Source organism: uncultured Tateyamaria sp. (genome assembly GCF_947504105.1).
Taxonomy (GTDB): domain Bacteria; phylum Pseudomonadota; class Alphaproteobacteria; order Rhodobacterales; family Rhodobacteraceae; genus Tateyamaria.
The window spans coordinates 1-20,468 of the sequence record NZ_CANNGP010000006.1 but is presented as its reverse complement, the minus strand read 5'-3'; the positions used below and the strand labels follow the sequence as shown (position 1 = coordinate 20,468).

The window sequence follows — 20,468 nt, the reverse complement described above, 5'->3', positions numbered from 1 at the left end:
GCTCACATGCCCCAAACACCGAACGGAAGGACAGACCATGATGAGAACCCGCGCCGCCGTCGCAGTTGAGGCTGGCAAACCGCTTGAAATCATGGAGGTGAACCTCGATGGCCCCCGCAAGGGCGAAGTGCTGGTAGAGATCAAGGCGACCGGCCTCTGCCACACCGACGAGTTCACTCGCTCCGGCGCCGACCCTGAAGGCATCTTCCCGGCCATCCTCGGCCACGAAGGCGCAGGGGTGGTGATCGAAGTGGGCGAGGGCGTCACGACGCTTGAAGTCGGCGACCATGTTATTCCGCTCTACACGCCCGAATGCCGCGAGTGCGAGTACTGCTTGAACCCCAAGACGAACCTCTGCCAAAAGGTCCGTGCGACCCAAGGGCAAGGCCTGCTGCCTGATGGCTCCACGCGCTTCTCGATGCTCGATGGCACGCCGATCCACCACTACATGGGCTGCTCCACCTTCGCCAACCACACGGTTGTGCCCGAGATCGCGCTGGCCAAAGTCCGCAAGGACGCGCCGTTCGACAAGATCTGCTACATCGGCTGCGGCGTCACCACCGGCATCGGCGCGGTGATCAACACGGCCAAGGTGGAAATCGGCAGCCGCTGCATCGTCTTTGGCCTGGGCGGCATCGGCCTGAACGTGATCCAGGGCCTCAAGATGGCGGGCGCGGATCAGATCGTCGGCGTCGACCTCAACGACGACAAGATCGAGATGAGCACGCGTTTCGGCATGACCGATTTCGTGAACCCGTCCAAGGTCGACGGTGACATGGTTGCGCACCTGGTCGAACTTACCAACGGTGGGGCGGATTACACCTTCGACGCCACCGGAAACGTGAACGTGATGCGCACAGCTCTTGAGGCAGCCCACAAGGGCTGGGGTGAATCGATCATCATCGGCGTGGCCCCGGCGGGTGCCGAAATCTCAACTCGCCCGTTCCAACTGGTCACGGGTCGCGTCTGGCGCGGCACCGCCTTTGGCGGGGCGAAGGGGCGCACAGACGTGCCCAAGATCGTGGACTGGTACATGGACGGCAAGATCGAGATCGACCCGATGATCACCCACAAACTCACGCTGGACGAAATCAACCACGGCTTCGACCTGATGCACGAAGGCAAGTCAATCCGCGCCGTCGTCGAATTTTGACGCCACACAGCTTCGTGGTCCTGCACGACGTCGCCACCGGCGTCGAGCAGGTTATCCATGAAACGCCCGATCTGATCGAGGCACCGAACTGGTCCCCTTGCGGGACCTTTTTGGTTTTGAATGGTGGGGGACGGGTGTTTGGCCTGACCCTTGCCGATGGTGCGATCCACTGGATCGACACCGGGACGCTCCGTGCGCTGAACAACGATCACGGGATTTCGCCAGACGGCAAAACGCTGGTGGTCAGCGAAAGCCCCGGGCGGGGCACATCCTGCATCTACACATTGCCCATAACGGGCGGCACGCCGCACCGGGTGACACCTCTGGTTCCGTCCTATTTCCACGGTTGGTCGCCCGACGGCACAACCCTGACCTACACGGCACGGCGCGACGGCCTGTTTCAGATCTGCACCATCCCGGTCACGGGTGGGGACGAAACGCAACTGACCTCCGGGCCCGGGCACAGGGACGGCCCGGATTATTCAGCCGATGGGCAATGGATCTGGTTCAACTCGGATCACCACGGCGCGACCCCGGATATCTGGCGCGTGCGCACCGACGGCACGGACTTGCAGCAGATGACGGATGACGCACCGGTCAACTGGTTCCCGCACCCTTCGCCGGATGGGCGCCGCGTGCTATACTTGGCCTATCCAGAAGATGTTGAGGGCCACCCCCGTGGCCAGGACGTTGCACTGAAGCTGATGCCGCAGGACGGCGGTGCGGCACGTACCCTAGCTGAATTCCATGGCGGGCAGGGATCCATCAACGTGCCCAACTGGTCGCCCGACGGGGCCGCTTTCGCCTATGTGCGCTATGCGCGCCCATAAATGACTTGGCGTCATATTCACTTCGATTGGCGTGATTTGCAAGTTACTATCGGGCGGCCCTGACATATCTTCTATGTGAAACCGACCCTTTCAGGAGCGCGCGATGAAACTCACGGTCAATGGCACGGAACACGAGGTGGATGTCGAAGATGACATGCCACTGCTTTGGGTCCTGCGGGACGAGTTGAACATCGAGGGCGTGAAGTACGGCTGCGGGGTCGCGCAATGCGGGGCATGCACCGTGCACATTGACGGCGAAGCGGTGCGCTCTTGCCAGACCGCAGCGGCGGATGTCTGGGGTGATGTAACAACGATCGAAGGGCTCGGCACCCCCGACGCCATGCACGCGGTGCAAAAAGCGTGGGTGGAACATCAGGTGGCCCAATGTGGTTACTGTCAGTCCGGCCAGATGATGCAGGCGGCGTCCTTGCTTGCGCTCAACCCGGCACCAACAGACGCCGATATTGATGATGCGATGAACGGCAATCTGTGCCGCTGTGGCACCTATTCCCGCATCCGCGCCGCCGTCAAAACCGCCGCCACCAAGCTGCAGGAGGCGTAATCATGGGCCGTATCGGAAAAATCGCGCGTCGCACCTTCTTGGTTGGCTCTGCTGCCGTCGTGGGTGGCGTCGCTTTTGGCTACTATGCCTACAAGCGCCCGGTCTCGAACCCGCTCCTGAACGATCTGGCCGAAGGCGAAGCAGCGCTGACGCCTTACGTCAAAATCGACAGTACCGGCATCACGCTCATCACCCCGCGCGCGGACAGCGGGCAGGGGGCCTACCACGTGCAGGCCGCCTTGATTGCCGAGGAGCTTGATGTCGAACTGGATCAGGTCAGCGTCGATCCCGGTATGCCTGACCCCGCCTACTACAACACGGCTTTGAGTGCCGAAGCGGCGCCCTTCCGATCCACCGATGATGGGTTTGCTGCTGACACGACACGCGGGATCATGGATGCGATGATGAAGTTCATGGGCATGCAGATCACCGGCGGTTCGACGACCGTGCCCGACAGTTTTGAAAAGCTGCGCCTTGCCGGGGCCGTCGCGCGCGAGACGTTGAAAGCAGCGGCAGCGCAGCAGACGGGGGCGAATGTCGCCGATCTCAAGACGGAAAAAGGCGCGGTGATCCTGCCCGGTGGCGGATCACTGGCCTATACCGAACTGGCGGCCACTGCGGCGTCCATGGACCCGGTCAACGATGTGACCTTGCGCGATCCCTCCACCTGGCGCCTTGTCGGAAAAGAGATGGAGCGCGTTGACATCCTTGCCAAATCCACGGGCACGCAAGCCTATGGTATTGATTTTGAAATGGACGGGATGGTGCACGCATCCGTCCGTACCAGCCCCCGCAGGGGGATGATGAACGGCTTTGACGCAGAGGCCGCGCGCGAGATGCGGGGCGTCATCGACGTGGTGCAGGTGACGGACGGTGTGGCCGTCGTGGCCGACAACACATGGCGGGCCATTCAGGCCGTGAACGCGATTGATGTCGATTGGGGACCAGCCCCCTATCCGGCGGAGCAGGCAGAGCACTGGCAGGCCCTGTCCGACAGCTTCACCTCGGACCATCAGGACAGCCGCTTCCGTGATGACGGAGATGTCGACGCTGCATTGGAAGGGGCCGAGGTGGTCGAGGCCGAGTACCGCGCACCCTACCTTGCCCACGCGCCGTTGGAGCCGATCTCTGCCGTCGTGCAGGTCGCGGACGACCGTGCGGATGTGTGGACCGGCACGCAGATTCCGCGGTTTGTGCAGACCAACGTGGCGAAGCTGACCGGGCTCGATACCGATCAGGTTTTTGTCCATGTGTTGATGATGGGCGGCAGCTTTGGTCACCGTCTTGAGGATCGGGTCGTGCGCGAAGCCACTGAAATCGCAATGCAAATGAAGGGCACGCCCGTCAAGCTGACCTACAGCCGCGAAGAGGACACCGTCCAGAACGATACCCGCCAGATCGCCATGGCGCGCGGACGTGGCGTGGTGAAGGACGGCAAGGTCGAGGCTTATGATCTGGGCATCGCCATGCCCTCCGTGGTGGCAAGCCAGATGGGACGGCAGGGCCTGCCTGTGCCGGGCCCTGACCTGCAAATCGTAGCGGGGGCTTGGGAACAGCCGATGCAGATCCCGAACTACCGCGTGACCGGCTATCGCGCGCCAGAGCTTGCGCCCGTGTCAAGCTGGCGATCGGTGGGTGCGTCGACCAACGGGTTCTTCCATGATGTGTTTCTGGATGAGCTGATCCATGCTGCGGGTGCCGATCCGATGGAGGAGCGGATGCGGCTGTGTTGGCACGATCCGTCTCGCAAGACCTTGGAAGCCGTCGCTGAAATGTCCAATTGGGGCAGCGACTTGGGGCCAAACAAGGGGCGTGGTGTTGCCTTCTGCATGTCCTTTGGTGTCCCGACGGCGGAAGTGGTCGAAGTCACAAACATGGACGGTGCGATCAAGATCGACAAGGTCTGGGTGGCTGCTGAAGTGGGCCGCGTGATCGACCCGATCAACTTTGAAAACATGGTGCAAGGCGGCATCGTCTGGGCTTTGGGTCATGCCATGAACTCCGAGATCACCATCGCAGATGGCATGGCGGAGCAACGGAACTACTATGATTTCGAAGGCATGCGCCTGTCGCAAACGCCAGAGATTTTCGTACGTGGTTTGGAGAATGGCGACACCGTGCGTGGCATGGGTGAGCCCATGGTGCCACCGGCTGCGGCGGCCCTGTCCAATGCCATTTTTGCGGCAACCGGGCAGCGGGTTCGCGAGATGCCGATGAACAAACATATCGATTTTGTTTGACCGACAGGTGCGCCTTACTTTTCCGGATTGTCCCCGCGGGGACAGATTTTGTATACATATTGTATGCAATCTGAGTCGTCTCCGAAATCCAATGCTTATGACGCCCTTGTCGCGGCCATCCTGACGCTTGAACTGGCGCCGGGTGCAGATCTCGATGAGGCGCGCTTGTGTGCGGAGCATGGCCTGTCCCGCACCCCTATGCGTGAAGTGCTGCGGCAGTTGGCAGGCGAGGGATATGTCACCCTACGCCTGAACCGGGGTGCGCAGGTGTCGGAGATGTCGCATGCCTCGCTTCGCGCCTTTTTCATCGCCGCACCCATGATCTACGCGGCGATCCTGCAATTGGCAGCGGAAAACCGGACTCCTGCACAGATCATCGAACTGGCCGAGGCGCAGGACATGTTCATCCGTGCGCTGCGCAACGGCGCAACTGCAGACCGTGCGCTTGCCAATGACCGGTTTCACCGCATCACGGGCGAGATGGCGGACAACGCGTTCCTGCTGCCCAGCTTCAACCGTTTGCTGCTGGATCACGCCCGCATTTCGATGACCTTCTACGCTCCGCGCACCGACGCTGACAGAAACACCATCAAAACCGCTCGCGACCACCACGAACAGATCATCGAGGCAATCGACGCACGCGATGCCGCGCAGGCCGGAGAGCTGGCGCAAGCCCATTGGGCCCTGTCGCGTGACCGGATCGCTCAGTTTGTCATGCCCGGTGGCCTTGATCTGCCACTGGGCCCACCCCCACAGGAGGTGCGCCAATGACGCCCATCATGGAATTCAACGGGATCTACACCCCCGTTGTCACCCCGTTTAATGCGGATTACTCGCCGGATTTCGGGGCGCTGGATGCGGTGCTCGAAAGGTTGATCGCGGCTGGCGTGCACGGCCTGATTTCGGGCGGATCAACGGGCGAGAACTATGCCATGACCGTTGCCGAACGGCTTGAGGTGGCAGAGCGGACGATCAAGACCGTGGCGGACCGGGTGCCGGTGATCATGGGGACAGGCGCGATGCTGCCCGCCGACATGATGGCGTTGGCAAAGGGAGGTAAAGACGTGGGTGCGAGCGCCTTGCTGGTTGCGACCCCGCCCTATGCCGTGCCAACCGAACGGGAAAACGCGCTGAACGCGCTGGCCATCGACGCTGCCGTCGATCTGCCCATCATGCTTTACAACTATCCGGGTCGGATGGGCGTGAATATGGGCGAGGAGTTTTTGGACCGCGTGGGCCGGTCCCGGAATTTTTGCGCGATCAAGGAAAGTTCGGGTGATATCAACCGGGTGCACCTGCTGGCGCGGGATTATCCGCATATCCAGATGTCCTGTGGTATGGATGATCAGGCGCTGGAATTCTTTGCCTGGGGGGCAAAAAGCTGGGTCTGTGGCGGGTCGAACTTCCTGCCTGACGAGCATATCGCGCTGTGGCGCGCCTGCGTGGTCGAGGGGGATTTCGACAAGGGCCGCCGCATCATGTCGGCCATGATGCCGCTGATGCGGGTGCTGGAGCAGGGCGGCAAGTTCGTGCAATGCATCAAGTATGGTGTGACGTTCCAGGGCATTGAGACAGGCGCGATCAGACCGCCGCTCAAGGCGCTGAACAAGGATGACAAGCGCGCGCTGGAACAGGTGATCCGCGTGCTGAAGACCACCATCGCACAGATCGAGGCCGAGCCAGCGGCAGGACAAGAAAGAGCGGAGGGCTGAACCATGCTGACGACCGAGGAATACAAGGCCATCGCCGCCGATCTGACACCGGCCACAAGCGCCTTTATTGATGGTGGGTTCCGGCCTGCGATATCCGGCAAGACTTTTGACAGCGTGAACCCGGCAACCGGGGACGTGATTGCACAGGTAGCGGCCTGCGGGGCCGAGGATGTGGATGCCGCAGTGACCAAGGCGCGCGAGGCGTTTGAGGACGGGCGCTGGTCGCGGTTGCACCCGAGTGATCGCAAGGATGTGTTGATCCGGCTGTGCAAGCTGATGACGCGCAATGCCCGCGAACTGGCCGTGCTGGAGAGTGTGGACAGTGCAAGACGATCTTTGATTGCGAGACTGTCGATGTGCCCGAGGCCATTCATTGCATCAAGTGGCATGCGGAAGCCATCGACAAGATTTACGATTCCGTTGCGCCCGCTTCGGATGATCACATTGCCATGGTGGTGCGCGAGCCCGTGGGCGTTGTCGGGTTGGTTTTGCCGTGGAACTTCCCGCTGTTGATGATGGCGTGGAAGATCGGGCCTGCTCTGGCCTCTGGCTGTTCGGTGGTGTTGAAACCTGCCGAGGAGACGTCGCTGACTGCTTTGCGGCTCGCTGAGTTGGCGACGGAGGCCGGTGTGCCGCGCGGGGTGCTGAATGTTGTTCCCGGGCATGGGCCGGATGTGGGTGAACCCATCGGGCGCCATATGGATATCGATATGGTCAGCTTTACCGGATCGACCGAGACGGGCCTGAAGTTCCTGACCTATGCCGCGGAGTCCAATGCAAAAGAGGTTGTGTTGGAAATGGGCGGCAAGAACCCCTGTGTCGTCATGGATGATGCCGAGAACCTTGACCGTGTGGCACAGCACATTGTCAACGGTGCGTTCTGGAACATGGGTGAGAACTGTTCCGCCATCTCGCGTCTGATCGTGCATGAGGATGTGCGGGAGGACCTGCTCTCGCGGATCGAAGCCCATATGCGCCATTTGCCCGTGGGTGATCCGCTGGACCCCGAGACGCGGCAGGGGGCGTTGGTGAGTGGTGCGCATTTTGATAAAGTCTGTGGATATGTGGAGAAAGCCGGGGATATCCTTGTGGGTGGTTCTGTGGATAAGCCCTTTGTCTCTCCAACCGTTGTCTCAGCTTCGTCGGACAATCCGTTGGCGCAGGATGAGATTTTTGGTCCGGTCTTGGCCGTGATCCCGGTGGCTTCGTTTGACGAGGCTATGGCGGTTGCCAATGACACGCCCTATGGTTTGTGTGCGTCCCTGTTTACCTCCAACGCCAAGCGCGCCCTGCGCGGGGCACGGATGTTGCGGGCGGGGACCGTGACGGTCAATGCTTATGGAGAGGGTGACATTGCGACACCGTTCGGGGGCATGAAGATGTCGGGCTTTGGTGGGCGCGACAACGGGGTGCAGTCTCATGATCAATACACCCAGATCAAGACAATCTGGGTGGATTTGTCTGATGATGCCGATGAGGCCGTGGAATGAGATATGCCGCGCGCCGCTTGCCGCGGCATCGCGGCCCGGCGGGCTGGGCGGAAATTTTGGGACCGGGGCCTGTTTTCCCACGGCTTGAGGCGCAGGTGACGGCAGATGTGGCCGTTGTGGGCGCGGGTTTTGCGGGACTGTCGGCGGCGCGGCGTGTGCTGCAGCACTGGCCGCAGGCGCGGGTGGTTGTGCTGGACGCGTGGCGTGTGGCGGATGGCGCGGCGGGCCGCAACTCCGGTTTCATGATTGATCTGCCACATGATCTTGCGTCCGAAGACTATGCGGGTGCCGGGGACAACCGTATGCTGACCCGGTTGAACCGCGCGGCGATTGCATTTGCCCGCGACGCGGTGGCTGATTACGACATTTCGCCGGACTATTTCGATCCTGCGGGCAAGGTTAATGGTGCAGCGACAGAAGCGGGCGATGCGCATAACCGCAGTTACGCCAAGCACCTGGAGGGGTTGGGAGAGCCCCATGAGTGGTTGGATGCTGCGGCGATGAAGGAGTTGACCGGTTCAGCGCATTATCGGTCTGGTCTGTACACGCCGGGCACCGTCATGTTGCAGCCCGCAGGTTATGTGCGCGGTTTGGCGACCGGTGTGGTGCGTGGTGCGGAGCTGTATGACCGTAGCCCGGTGTTGCGTTTTGAACGTGCGGGGCGGGACTGGGTGTTGCGGACGCCCAAAGGGTCGGTCACGGCTGAGCGTGTGATCCTTGCCGTGAACGGGCATTTGGAGAGCTTTGGCGTGGCGCGGGGGCGGTTGGTGCAGTTGTTCCTGTTTGCCTCCATGACCGAGGAGTTGGATCCGGAGGTGGTGGGTGGCGAACCGCGTTGGGGCGTGACGCCGTCCGATCCCATGGGCACAACGGTGCGCCGGATTGATACGGGGCAGGGTGGGCACCGGATTGTCACCCGAAACTGCGCGGCGGTGCGGCCCGGCATGCACCCGACGGACCGCGACATGGGGCGGGCGGCACGCGCGCATGCGCGCGCCTTTGCCGCACGGTTTCCGCATTTAACAGGTGTGCGTCAGGCCCAGGTGTGGGGTGGGCATTTGTGCCTATCCCTGAACGGTGTGGCCCATGCGCGCGAGATCGAGCAGGGGCTCTTCAGTGCCTGTGTGCAGAACGGGCTTGGTACGGCGCGGGGGACGTTGACGGGCATCGCCGCGGCGGATCGGTGCTGTGGTCAGCAGTCTGAGATTGCGGATTATTTCGAGGCAGAAGCGGAGCCGAAGCGTCTGCCGCCGCAGCCTTTTGCGACGCTTGGTGCGAACGCTTATTTGCGGTGGAAGGAGTGGCGGGCAGGCGACGAATAGCGGAAATTCAATTTTATGGGGCTCTCACGCACAGATTTTGCGGTTAAAATATCTAAAAAGAGACAAACCAGCATTTTACTCACAATTCCTTCGCATATCAGTAGCCCTGATTCAAAGCGTCTGCTGCCGGTATCTCCCGCTCCCGTCTTGCGATGTAGTCGTGCAGCGCTTCATCCACGGCTTCATCCAATTTTGGCTCCTCATAGGTTGCCAAAAGGTTGACGGCGTGTGCCAAGGCGCGTTCCGTGATCTCTTTTGATCCTTCGGCCTGCCATTGTTCGATCGAATTGTTGTCAAACAGCTCTGGCATGAAAAACGCGGTCTGGAAGTTCTCTTGGGTGTGCGGATGGCCCAGATAGTGCCCGCCCGGACCCACGTCAGGCACCGCGGCAAGGGCGGTTTCGAAATCATCCCATTTCAGACCCTCGGCCATGCGGTAGGCCATCGCGCATTGTTCGGCGTCCACGATGAACTTGGCGACGGAACAGTGCATGCCCGCCTCGTTCCAACCCGCGGAATGCCAGATGTAATTTGCCCCGGCATGCATCACGGCGGACAGGGTCGTGGCACTTTCGTAGCCTGCCTGCGCATCAAAGGTCTTGGCCCCGCCCAGCGTGTTCGATGTGCGCCATGGCACGCCATAGTGCCGCGCCATCTGGCCGATCATGAAGTTCATCATGGAGATTTCGGGTGTGCCAGCCATTGGGGCACCGGATTTCATCGACACGGTGGACAGGTAGTGGCCGTAGATCGCGGGGGCACCGCGACGGATCACTTGCGTGTAGGCAAGGGCCGAAAGCGCCTCTGCATTCAATTGCGCGACGGACGCGGCGACCGAGGCCGGGGTGTTGGCGCCACCCAGCACGAAGGGCGAACACAGAACAGGTTGATTGCGTTTGGAAAACGCCCGCATGGCCCCCAGCATGGTTTCATCCCAGACAAGGGGCGAGTTGCCGTTGCAGTTGCCCGTTGTGACCGGGTGATCCTCCATGAACTCTTCGCCAAACAGGATGGCGCACATATCCATGACGTCCTCGGCATTCTTTGGACTGGTCGTCATGCCCATGAATGTCTTGTCCGAATGTTTCATGGATGAATAGGTGATGCGCAGATGGCGGTGACTGATCGGGTGATCGTAGGGTTCCACGATATGGTGGGCCGATGAATGCAGGCCGGGCATCATGTGGCTGAGCTTGTGGAACATCGCTAGATCGTCGAGCATGGGATTGCGGCGCACATCTTCGAGATCACGCAGGAAGGGGGCGCCGGTCATCGGGACAAAGATGCTGTGCCGCCCGCCAAGGCGCACGTTTTTTTGCGGATCGCGGGCGTGGTAGGTGAAGTCCGATGGGATCGTTGCGGTCAGATCGCGGACAAGGCCACGGTCAAGATAGACGGTTTCGCCCACCACCTTGGCCCCTGCAGCTTTCCAATCGGCCAGTGCGATATCGTCGCGGAACACAACACCCACGTTTTCGAGGATATCCATAGACGCGGCATCGATCCGTTCAACCTGTGATCCGTCCATGATCTCGCACCAGGGCAACGTGTTCCTGAGGCCGGGCAACATGGCGACATTGGGTGCGGCGCGCAGGGCGCGACGGCTGGCGCGGCCACCGGATCGGGTGCGGGTTTGTGACATACGTGGCCTCCCTCTGGGTCTTGACCAGAGTGAACCGCGCCAAGGCTTTGCACGTCGTCTCGCATACGAAGCAACTGGTCTGAGAGCGACGTTTCGTATGTCAGGGGGCTGTTGCGCCTTGGGTATCCTGTTGAACGTCAGATGCGGTGACCTTCATGCGCGAGGTCGACCCGACCCCGCAGTGTTGCGCTTGCGATCAACGACTGGTCCGAGCACCAAGGTGCGCGAGGCAAAGGTCTGCACGACCGGCGGCAACCGGCAATGTGATCCAATTGTTTGCCGAATCCTGTATCACTGCCGCAAGCGATTGCCGTGCTGCTACGTGGCAAGTTCTGCTTCAAGCCTGCGCATCTCTTCGGCTTGCGGTTTCGAGAAGCCCGCGAGCAGTTTGTAAACGACGGGTGTGACGAAGAGCGTGGCGAGTGTTGCCAGCCCAAGACCCCCGACGATGACCCAGCCCAATGACACGCGTGCTTCTGCACCTGCGCCTGACGACACGACCAGCGGCACACCCCCAAGCACGGTGGATACCATCGTCATCACGACTGGGCGCAGGCGTTGCAATGCGGCTTGTTCCGCGGCCTCGATGACAGACGCGCCTTCGTTGCGAAGCTGGTTGGCAAATTCCACGATCAGGATCCCGTTCTTGGCCATGATGCCGACCAGCAATACCAAACCGATCTGGCTGTAGACATTCAGGCTGATACCCGTAAAGGCCAGCGCAAAAACCGCGCAGGCCAGCCCGAGGGGCACGGTTCCAACGATGATCAAGCTGCTGATGAAGCTTTCGAATTGCGCCGCGAGAACCAGAATGACAATCACGATTGCAAAGCCGAATACCATCCCGAGCCCACTGGACGTTTCATCAAGCGTTGCGGCTTCGGACAGCGGAATCAGCCCCGTTCCGGCGGGCAGGATTGGCTGTGCCGCGGCCTGCAAACGTTCGATCCCGTCGCGCAGGGCCAGCCCATCTGACAGTTCCGCGGTTATGACGACAGCGCGCAATTGCTCTTCCCGGTCCAGCGACGGAGCAACGGCTATTTCCTCAATCGAGACGATGGAAGACATCGGCACGATCCGGTCGTTCGATGCCTTGAGGAATATGTTCTCGAGGTCCGTCGGGTCGTTCACGGGGTTGGTGGAGGAGATCAGTTTCACCGGAACCGAGTCGCCGTCGATAAAGACCTCGCCCACTTCATCGCCATCCAGCAGGGCCTGCAGCGCCCCGGACAGCCCGGTGATATCGATGCCCAGATCGTCGGCGCGTTCACGATCAATATCGATGAAGATCTGCGGCTGGGTGGTTTCGTAAGACACCTGAATCCGGCCCATGTCGGGGTCTTGTTCCAGCGCGGCGCGCAGCGCATTCGCGACCTCTGACAACTCGGCATAGTCGGTGCCCGTGATCGCCATGCGCAGCCCTTCACCGCCCCCGCGAATACCCAGCGAGTTGGGTTGAATGATGAAGGCCCGCACGCCGTTTACGCGCGCAATCAGCTGGTTCATCTCGGCCACGATTTCGTCCTGCCCGCGCGCGCGATCTTCCCACGGGGTGAGGGTCATGACCATGAACCCCTGGTTGCTGCCGCCCCTGCCTGCAATGGAGAAGATATATTCGACCTCACCACTTTCCCGGAACGGCTGCAACAACGCCTCGATCCGCCGTTGCTGGCTGTCGGTATAGGCAAGGCTTGCCCCTTCCGGGGCGGAAACCCTCAGCAACGCAACCGCGCGGTCCTCGGGTGGCGTCAATTCTTCGTCCAGCGTGCCGTATGTCACGAAGGCTGCACCGGCGAACAAGGCCGCGACAGTCAGGACGGCAATCGGGGCAGCCAGACAGGCGCGCAGAACCCGTCCATAGAGACTGCGACATGCCCCGCCCAACCGCAGAAACAGGCCGGGTTGAGCCGGGACGCTGTCGCCGGTTTTTCCCGAAAGCAAGCGCGAGGCCAACATCGGACATAGCGAAAGTGCCACAAACGAAGAGAGGGTGACCGCCATCGCCAGCACATAGCCGAATTCACGGAACAGCCCGCCGGATTTACCCGGCAGGAAGGACAAGGGGACAAAGACAGCCGCCAAAGTTGCTGTGGTGGTGATGACGGCAAAGAATACCTCGCGTGTGCCTCGCACCGCAGCGGCACGCGCAGGCATGCCGGCGTCCCGTTTCTTGACGATGTTTTCAAGAACCACAATGGCGTCATCGACCACCATGCCTGTCGCAAGAACCAGGGCGAGCAGGGTAATGATATTGATCGAAAAACCGGCCAGCCAGATGCCGCCAACCGTGCCGATCAGGGCCACCGGTAAGGTCAGCGCCGGGATCAGCGTGGCACGGACATTCAGCAAAAAGACATAGATCACAGCCACCACGATCGCGATGGCCAGCGCCAGGGATTTGAGGACCTCGGTGATGGCACCGTTGATAAAGGTCGCGTCGTCGCTGGTGACAGCAATGTGGACCTCTTCAGGGAGCGTTTCATTCAGAGCGTCCACGACCGCACGGACCTGATTGGAAATGCTTAACGTGTTTGATCCGGCCTGACGGATGATGCCCATCCCGATGCCTGTCTGACCATTGGCCCGCAAGGCCGAGGATTCCTCATCCGGCTCCAGCGTGACAAGAGCAACATCGCCAAGGCGAATGTCATCGGCCAGGATCAGGCGCTCAAACTCCTGAGGCGTTTGCAGACCTGCGGTCGCACGCACCGTGAAATCCTGACTGGTGCTTTCCAGCGATCCGGCGGGCACATCCAGGGCCACGTCATCAAGCGCGTCCGTCAGGTCCGCGACCGTCAAACCACGCGTGGCCATTTGTGCCTGATCGATATCAATCAGGAATGTCCCCTCGCGCTCCCCATACACTTCGACATCGGCGACCCCCTCCACCGCCGCGAACTGGTCCACGATTTCATCGTCCACCAGATCAGTCAGGGCATCGATTTTCATTGTTGCGGATGTCACGGCCAGACGCATGACAGGCTGTGAATCCGCGTCTGCCTTGACGATGCGGGGGTCGTCGTCAATCTCGTCCGGCAGGCTGCCCGTGATCCGGCTGACTTCGTCCCGCATGTCCGATGCGGCGACGTTCAAATCGGTGCTCGTGGTAAACTCGATTGTGACCCGGCTGTCCTCGTATGAGGATGACGAGGACATGGATTTGACCCCGGGCACCTGCGCTGCCGCAGACTCGATGACGCTTGTAACTTCCTGATCCATCGTCTCTGCCGAGGCCCCGGAATAGGAACTGGAAACGGTGATTGTCGGGCTGTCGACCTCCGGCAACTCGCGAATGGCGACACCGGAGAGTGCCGCCAGACCCCCGACAAGGATCAGCAGGTTGACGACGATGGCCAGCACCGGACGACGCACAAACAGCGCCGTCATGTCCGACGTGTTGGAAGATGGCGCAGGTGAGGTGTCCTGTTGCATCCTGTCAGCCTTCGTTTGCCGGGTCAGTCCCGGCGATCGCGGCAACGCCAGCCGCGGCCGCGGACGCGCCCTGAACCGTGACCGTTGCGCCGTCGCGGACGTTCAGTATCCCTTCGGTGATGACTTGCGTGTCCGTATCGACATCGGCGTCGATCAGAATGGAGGCGGCGTTGCGCTGCACGATGCGAACGGGCGTACGCGCGGCGACGCCACCATCGGCAACGACCCAGACATAGGACCCATCCGCGTCCCATTGCACCGCCAGCGGATCGACGGCGGGATAGGTGGCGCCCGCAAACGCCATGGAGATCGAAAACGACATGCCCGGCCGCAGCATGTCATCGGGGTTGTCGACTTGTGCCCGCACCTGAAGCGTACGGCTGTCAGTTTCCACCCGGCTGCCGATCGCGCTGACCGTTCCGTCAAAGGTAAGACCCGACAGCGCCAGCGAGGTCACCTTGACTGGTTGACCAATGGCAACAGTGCTGGAAAACCGCTCGGGCACCCAGAAATCCACAACCACCTTTGATCGATCATCCACCATCGCAATCTCGGTCTGTGTGCTTACGTGATCCCCGACCTCGATCGGAACAATCCCCACATGCCCGTCGAACGGGGCAAAAACCGTACGCTGTTCCAGGGCGACCTCTGCTTCGCGTAGGGCAAGGGCAGCGTCATCGCGGTCCGACAGCAAGCTGTCCAATTCACTTTGTGATGCGGCATTGGACTTCATCAATGCCTCGTATCGCGCATAGGTTTTCTGCGCGTTGTTCAGCGTCACCTGGGCGCGGTCACGGACAATTTCCTCGGTGTCGGAGTTCAACCGCGCAAGCACAGCCCCGGCTGTGACGATATCCCCGGAACGCACGGCGACTTCGGTCAGTACACCATCGTCCAGCGGAACGACAGATACGGATCGCAGCGCCTCGCTTGATCCGATGGCCTGCACAGTCGCATTTATCACGCCGGTGGACACCGGTGCTGTGGTGACGAGGGTTGCACGTGCGCCGCCTCTTGGCGGCCCACGCCTGCCATCTGCCGGGATTTGTGCCGTGTCTTGCTCTGGGCTGGCAAGCCCAAGGACCGTATCCGGAATGCCAAGGCTTCGAAACATGACGTGTGAGTCTGGATAGTACCGCGCGACGGCGACCGTCGCAGCGGCGAGCAGAACGCCTGTATACCCGATTTGCCGCAAAATGTTCATCATGCCGTCCCGTTGTCTGAGGTTGAGCTGCCCATGGTCGAAGCAACTGGTTTCATTTAACGCGCACCAACGAACCTGATGCCGGGCTATGCCACGCCCAAGAGGCGCGTTTTGCCTTGTGATCCTCATTCTACGCCGCGGCACCGCATTTCCGTCGCAACGGTTTTGGGCTAGGCGCTTTCATGCCCGTCTGCCGGGTTCTAGGGCTGGAACACCTCTCTGGTACTGATCGGTATTGGCGGTTCCGCGTCACCCTGACGGGCGGGCTGTACGGATCAATATCCACCCCGCAGGGCGTGAGATACCGCTGGAAAAGCGATCCATTGCTGCTTGGCCGCATCGGACGGAATAACTGCGACGGACAGGCGGCCCTGCCGCGTGAAACGTTCGGATCGCATCATCAAATGATCTGATTTGCAATGGCGCAAAAGATGCGCCGCTCGACGGTCTTCCCGGTCTGCATCGGGATCTGGCCGACCAAAGCCCGGTCTGCCGCTCCACAGGGTGCGATGCGGTCGGCAGGATGCCCTGGCGCGCGCCGGTATCTGCGCGACGTTTCAATTGGATCGGGAGATCTGGTTGCAGATTTCCAAGCCAATGTGGCGCATGGATATGCGCCTTACACTGTGGTCAGCCCCAGGCCCGACAAGGCGCGGATATGGGTGATGATCTCGTCCACCCCCTTGCCGTGACGCAATGCGGCAAAGACAAAAGGCCGTGCACCGCGCATCCGTTTCGCATCCCGTTCCATCACTTCGAGCGACGCGCCCACATGCGGCGCGAGGTCGGTCTTGTTGATGATTAGAAGGTCGGATTTGGTGATGGCGGGACCACCCTTGCGGGGGATTTCCTCGCCCGCTGCCGTGTCGATGACATAGAGCGTGATGTCGGCAAGTTCGGGGGAGAAGGTGGCCGACAGGTTGTCGCCACCTGACTCGATCAGAATGGCATCGACGTCCGGGTGGCGTTGCCGCATCTCGGCCACGGCGGCAAGGTTGATCGACGCGTCCTCGCGGATGGCTGTGTGTGGACAGCCTCCGGTCTCAACGCCGATGATCCGGTCTTGTGGCAGGATTTGGCGACGCATCAGTTCCTCGGCATCTTCCTGTGTGTAGATGTCGTTGGTGATCACACCAATGGAATGCTGGTCCTTGAGGGCGGCGGCAAGGGCGGCGGTTAGCGTTGTCTTGCCCGCGCCCACGGGACCGCCGATGCCGATGCGAAGGGGGCCGTTGAGTTGTGTCATGTGCGAAATATCCGAGGCTGGAGGGTTTCGTGGCGCATGGCCGCGATGTCGGCGGCGAAGCTGGTGGAGGTCAGTGCGTCAAGCGGGGTCACTTGCGCGTCTCTTGCGGTGGCAGCGATGGTTGGGGCAAGGGCTGCCAGCACCCGCTGGCCGTCGGTTTGGCCGAGGGGCAGGGCGCGTTGGGTGGCAGAAACGAGGTTCGACACGAAGGCGTGCAGGTAAAGCGGCAGGGCCTCGGCCAGTGGAATGTCCATGGTGCGGGCAGCGGTTCCGACGGCCACTGGATAAGTGAGGCCCGTGATCTCGATCCCCCAAACCTTGCGGGCGGTGTCACAGAAAGCTGCGCCCTGCAGGTCGGTTTCCTTGAGCCGTTCGGCACTGGCGGCAAAAGCGCGGGCCGTTGCATCGACATGTGCCGGTGTGTCCGCGCCATAGGCTGCGGCCAGCAGGACCGCGTCCGCTCGTCCAGAGCCATGGGCGAGCAGCGCCTCCAGCCAGTCTTGCAGCGTTTCGGCGTCCGTGACCGTTCCGTCCGCGATGACCTGTTCCAACCCATGCGAATAAGCAAACGCGCCCACCGGGAAGGTGGGCGATAGCCATTGCATGAGGGTCAACGCGTGGCTCATGTGTGGCTGTGTGAATGATCGTGCCCGTGGGTGCGCCCGTGGCCATAGGCACCGCCCTCGGGGGTGAACGGTTCCACCACTTCGCGTGTGGTTGCCCCGATTTTGGCCAACATGTCGGCCATGACGTGATCGCGCTGGATCAGCAGGCGGTCCGCTTCGATCTGGCAAGGGGTGTGGCGATTGCCGATGTGCCACGCGATGCGGTGCAGGCTGTCGCCAGTGACTGCGAGCAGGGGTTCAGGGGCTGCCTCGATTCTGATCTCGGACTTGTCCGTGGCGATGAGCGCACCGCCATGGCCCAGCGATGTCGTCTGGGGCAGGTCCACCAGCAATTGAGTGCCAGAGGCGAGGGTAAGGACCTTGCGCCGCAGGAACCGGTCTTCGTAGGTGAGCGACACGTGATCGGCGGCGTCACCATGGGTGTGGTCGTGGTAATGTTGGGCGGTCAGCATGGGGTGGACCCCGCGCTTAGGACCACTTCCCGTTGGTCATGATCTGTCGGGCCGCTTCGCGGTGTTTGAGGCCGCGTGCTTTCAGCTCGGCCTCCGTGAGGGCGTAGATGGCTTGCGTTTGTACCATCGCGCCATGCGGCACGCTGATCGACGTCAGGAAAGCGGCAATGCGCTGAAAGAGGGTCATGGGACACCTGTTTTGTTTCTCCTATCGACAGGTAATGCTTTTCCGTAGTGGTAGTCAGGCACGGTCTTGCATGGCCGTGTTGCATGTCTTGCAGGTCTGAAAGCCCCACCGTTGGGACGAGGGCTGCCCGGCGAGAGGCCGCGTGGGACGAATGAATGCGGGCCCGTCTCAAAACAAGAAGTACCGCTGCGCCATTGGTAGGACCTCGGCCGGTTGGCACGTCAGCAATTCCCCATCCGCCCGCACCTCGTATGTCTCGGGATGCACTTCGACATGTGGTGTCGCGTCGTTCAACTTGAGGTCTTTCTTGCCAATGTTCCGGGTGTTCTGAACGGCCACCGTATCCTTCGCCAGCCCCAGCGACGCCCCGATCCCTTCGGCCTGTGCCGCGGCTGAAACAAAGGTCACGGCAGAGCGTTCCACCGACCGGCCATAGGCCCCGAACATCGGGCGGGTATAGACCGGCTGTGGCGTTGGGATAGAGGCATTTGGATCACCCATCTGGGCGCAGGCGATGGTGCCTCCCAGCAGCACCATCTCGGGCTTCACCCCGAAGAAGGCTGTGTCCCAAAGGCACAGGTCGGCACGTTTGCCCACTTCGATGCTGCCGATCTCGTGGCTTATCCCGTGCGCGATGGCCGGGTTGATCGTGTATTTGGCGATATAGCGACGTACGCGCAGGTTGTCGTTGTCGCCGGTTTCTTCGGGCAGCGGGCCGCGTTGCTTCTTCATCTTGTCGGCGGTCTGCCATGTGCGGATCAGCACCTCGCCCACGCGACCCATGGCCTGGCTGTCGGACGCGATGATCGAGAACGCGCCCATGTCGTGCAGGATATCCTCGGCCGCGATGGTCTCGCGCCGGATGCGGCTTTCGGCAAAGGCCACATCCTCGGGGATCGATTTGTCGAGGTGATGGCAGACCATGAGCATATCGAGATGCTCTTCGAGCGTGTTCACGGTGAAGGGGCGGGTCGGGTTGGTGGAGGAGGGCAGCACATGCTCTTCCCCGCAGATCTTGATGATGTCCGGCGCGTGCCCGCCGCCTGCGCCCTCGGTGTGGAAGGCGTGGATGGTGCGGCCTTTCATGGCGGCCACGGTGTTTTCGACAAAACCGGATTCGTTGAGCGTGTCTGTGTGAATCATCACCTGCACGTCCATGTCGTCAGCGACCGACAGGCAGCAGTCGATGGCGCCCGGGGTCGTGCCCCAATCTTCGTGCAGTTTCATGGCACAGGGGCCCGCTTTGACCTGTTCTTCGAGCGCGGCGGGGAGGGAGGCGTTGCCCTTGCCCGCAAAGGCGAGGTTCATCGGGAAGGCATCCGCCGCTTGCAGCATCCGGCCCAAGTGCCAAGGCCCGGGGGTCACTGTCGTCGCGAGTGTCCCGTGCGCTGGGCCGGTGCCGCCGCCCAGCATGGTGGTGAGGCCGGAGTGCAAAGCATCTTCGATTTGTTGCGGGCAGATGAAGTGGATGTGGCTGTCAAACCCACCCGCCGTCAGGATCTTGCCTTCGCCTGCGATGGCCTCTGTCCCCGGGCCGATGATGATATTGACGCCAGGCTGCGTGTCGGGGTTGCCCGCCTTGCCGATGGCCGCAATGCGCCCGTCCTTCAGGCCCACATCGGCCTTATAGATGCCTGTCCAGTCCACGATCAGCGCGTTGGTGATGACGGTATCAACCGCGCCATCAGCCCGCGTGACCTGAGACTGTCCCATCCCGTCGCGAATGACTTTGCCGCCGCCGAACTTGACCTCTTCACCATAGAGCATGGCGTTGTCGCCACTGCCGCCGGTGGCGGCTTGGCCCGCTGCCTCGGCGGTCAGGTCACGCTCAACCTCAATGATCAGGTCCGTGTCGGCAAGCCGCACCTTGTCGCCCGTGGTGGGGCCGAACATGGCGGCGTAGTCGCGGCGGGAGATGGATGTGGGCATGTGTCAACCTTTTGCTGCGTTCAGAAATGCCCGTGCATGGCAGATCCATAAGTATCTGAAAGTCATTGGCTTTCTCGGATTTTGGTAGGGAAAGTGCCGTGCATTGCTCGCCAATACTCGCACCTGTTCAATGACATCATCGCCAATTGAAAAAAGGAAAACACCCTATGTCGAGCATTGAATTTTGGTTGCAGGCCATCGCCTACACGATTTTCTTTACCGTCATCATCGCAAAATACCGTGGTTGGTTTTGAGGTTTGCACCCGGGCCGCGCAGCGGACCGGATCACGCCCGACCCGCCCCCCAGGGCGGGCGTGATACGCCCACCCTCGGGCCGGGCGTGATCCTGTGTTAGGCGTGTTTGGGCTTGTCTTATGACTTCTGCATCGATCTGCGATGATTGATCCAGTGTTCTCTCGACTTTGGGGGGCATTGGTGGCG

At 61.3% G+C, this 20,468-nt stretch carries 16 protein-coding genes and 2 pseudogenes; 8 read left to right on the top strand and 10 right to left on the bottom strand.

From position 1 onward, the window contains the following. Window positions 1-40: 40 nt before the first annotated feature. The 8 genes and pseudogenes from Q1A75_RS05665 to Q1A75_RS05630 all read left to right on the top strand — a co-directional run bounded on the left by Q1A75_RS05665 (window position 41) and on the right by Q1A75_RS05630 (window position 9,309). A complete protein-coding gene (locus tag Q1A75_RS05665; protein ID WP_299591921.1) occupies window positions 41-1,153 on the top strand; it encodes an S-(hydroxymethyl)glutathione dehydrogenase/class III alcohol dehydrogenase in 1,113 nt (370 codons plus the stop codon). 14 nt (window positions 1,154-1,167) lie between these two features. Continuing rightward, window positions 1,168-1,983, top strand: a complete 816-nt coding sequence (locus Q1A75_RS05660; protein WP_299591915.1) for a hypothetical protein — start codon at window positions 1,168-1,170, stop codon at window positions 1,981-1,983. Window positions 1,984-2,086: 103 nt separating this feature from the next. Further along, window positions 2,087-2,545, top strand: a complete 459-nt coding sequence (locus Q1A75_RS05655) for a (2Fe-2S)-binding protein (RefSeq protein WP_299552024.1) — start codon at window positions 2,087-2,089, stop codon at window positions 2,543-2,545. A gap of 2 nt (window positions 2,546-2,547) precedes the next feature. Next, entirely contained in the window at window positions 2,548-4,785 is a 2,238-nt protein-coding gene (locus Q1A75_RS05650; protein WP_299552027.1) for a molybdopterin cofactor-binding domain-containing protein, read from the top strand. Window positions 4,786-4,848: 63 nt separating this feature from the next. After that, window positions 4,849-5,556: a GntR family transcriptional regulator gene (locus tag Q1A75_RS05645; protein ID WP_299552030.1), complete on the top strand. Its 708-nt coding sequence runs from the start codon at window positions 4,849-4,851 to the stop codon at window positions 5,554-5,556. Then, the gene (locus tag Q1A75_RS05640; protein ID WP_299552033.1) at window positions 5,553-6,497 is read left to right on the top strand and encodes a dihydrodipicolinate synthase family protein; all 945 of its coding nucleotides are present in this window, start codon (window positions 5,553-5,555) and stop codon (window positions 6,495-6,497) included. Before Q1A75_RS05645 ends, Q1A75_RS05640 begins: the two co-directional genes overlap by 4 nt. Window positions 6,498-6,500: 3 nt before the next feature. Next, window positions 6,501-7,987 (top strand): annotated as a pseudogene (locus Q1A75_RS05635) (aldehyde dehydrogenase). Beyond that, the gene (locus Q1A75_RS05630) at window positions 7,984-9,309 is read left to right on the top strand and encodes an FAD-binding oxidoreductase (RefSeq protein WP_299552036.1); all 1,326 of its coding nucleotides are present in this window, start codon (window positions 7,984-7,986) and stop codon (window positions 9,307-9,309) included. The pseudogene Q1A75_RS05635 and the gene Q1A75_RS05630 overlap by 4 nt, the downstream one beginning before the upstream one ends. A gap of 97 nt (window positions 9,310-9,406) precedes the next feature. On the opposite strand, the gene Q1A75_RS05625 is transcribed toward Q1A75_RS05630, so the two are convergent. From Q1A75_RS05625 to Q1A75_RS05580, 10 genes and pseudogenes are all read right to left on the bottom strand, one after another. Next, window positions 9,407-10,951, bottom strand: a complete 1,545-nt coding sequence (locus tag Q1A75_RS05625) for a trimethylamine methyltransferase family protein (protein WP_299552039.1) — start codon at window positions 10,949-10,951, stop codon at window positions 9,407-9,409. A 318-nt stretch (window positions 10,952-11,269) separates the two neighbouring features. Then, window positions 11,270-14,383, bottom strand: a complete 3,114-nt coding sequence (locus Q1A75_RS05620) for an efflux RND transporter permease subunit (protein ID WP_299552041.1) — start codon at window positions 14,381-14,383, stop codon at window positions 11,270-11,272. A 4-nt stretch (window positions 14,384-14,387) separates the two neighbouring features. Continuing rightward, window positions 14,388-15,590, bottom strand: coding sequence for an efflux RND transporter periplasmic adaptor subunit (locus Q1A75_RS05615; protein ID WP_299591917.1), 1,203 nt, complete (start codon window positions 15,588-15,590; stop codon window positions 14,388-14,390). Between the two features lie 272 nt (window positions 15,591-15,862). Further along, window positions 15,863-15,988, bottom strand: coding sequence for a hypothetical protein (locus tag Q1A75_RS05610; protein ID WP_299552046.1), 126 nt, complete (start codon window positions 15,986-15,988; stop codon window positions 15,863-15,865). A 218-nt stretch (window positions 15,989-16,206) separates the two neighbouring features. After that, a complete protein-coding gene (ureG, locus tag Q1A75_RS05605; protein WP_299552048.1) occupies window positions 16,207-16,833 on the bottom strand; it encodes an urease accessory protein UreG in 627 nt (208 codons plus the stop codon). Then, complete coding sequence (locus Q1A75_RS05600) at window positions 16,830-17,459, bottom strand: urease accessory UreF family protein (protein ID WP_299552051.1); 630 nt, start codon at window positions 17,457-17,459, stop codon at window positions 16,830-16,832. Before Q1A75_RS05600 ends, ureG begins: the two co-directional genes overlap by 4 nt. Then, window positions 17,456-17,911, bottom strand: coding sequence for an urease accessory protein UreE (ureE, locus tag Q1A75_RS05595; RefSeq protein WP_299552054.1), 456 nt, complete (start codon window positions 17,909-17,911; stop codon window positions 17,456-17,458). Before ureE ends, Q1A75_RS05600 begins: the two co-directional genes overlap by 4 nt. 16 nt (window positions 17,912-17,927) lie before the next feature. Further along, entirely contained in the window at window positions 17,928-18,098 is a 171-nt protein-coding gene (locus Q1A75_RS05590; protein WP_299552057.1) for a hypothetical protein, read from the bottom strand. A 168-nt stretch (window positions 18,099-18,266) separates the two neighbouring features. Further along, a complete protein-coding gene (gene ureC / locus Q1A75_RS05585) occupies window positions 18,267-20,027 on the bottom strand; it encodes an urease subunit alpha (protein ID WP_299552060.1) in 1,761 nt (586 codons plus the stop codon). 202 nt (window positions 20,028-20,229) lie between these two features. After that, a pseudogene (locus Q1A75_RS05580) lies at window positions 20,230-20,468 on the bottom strand (hypothetical protein); the annotation flags it as partial.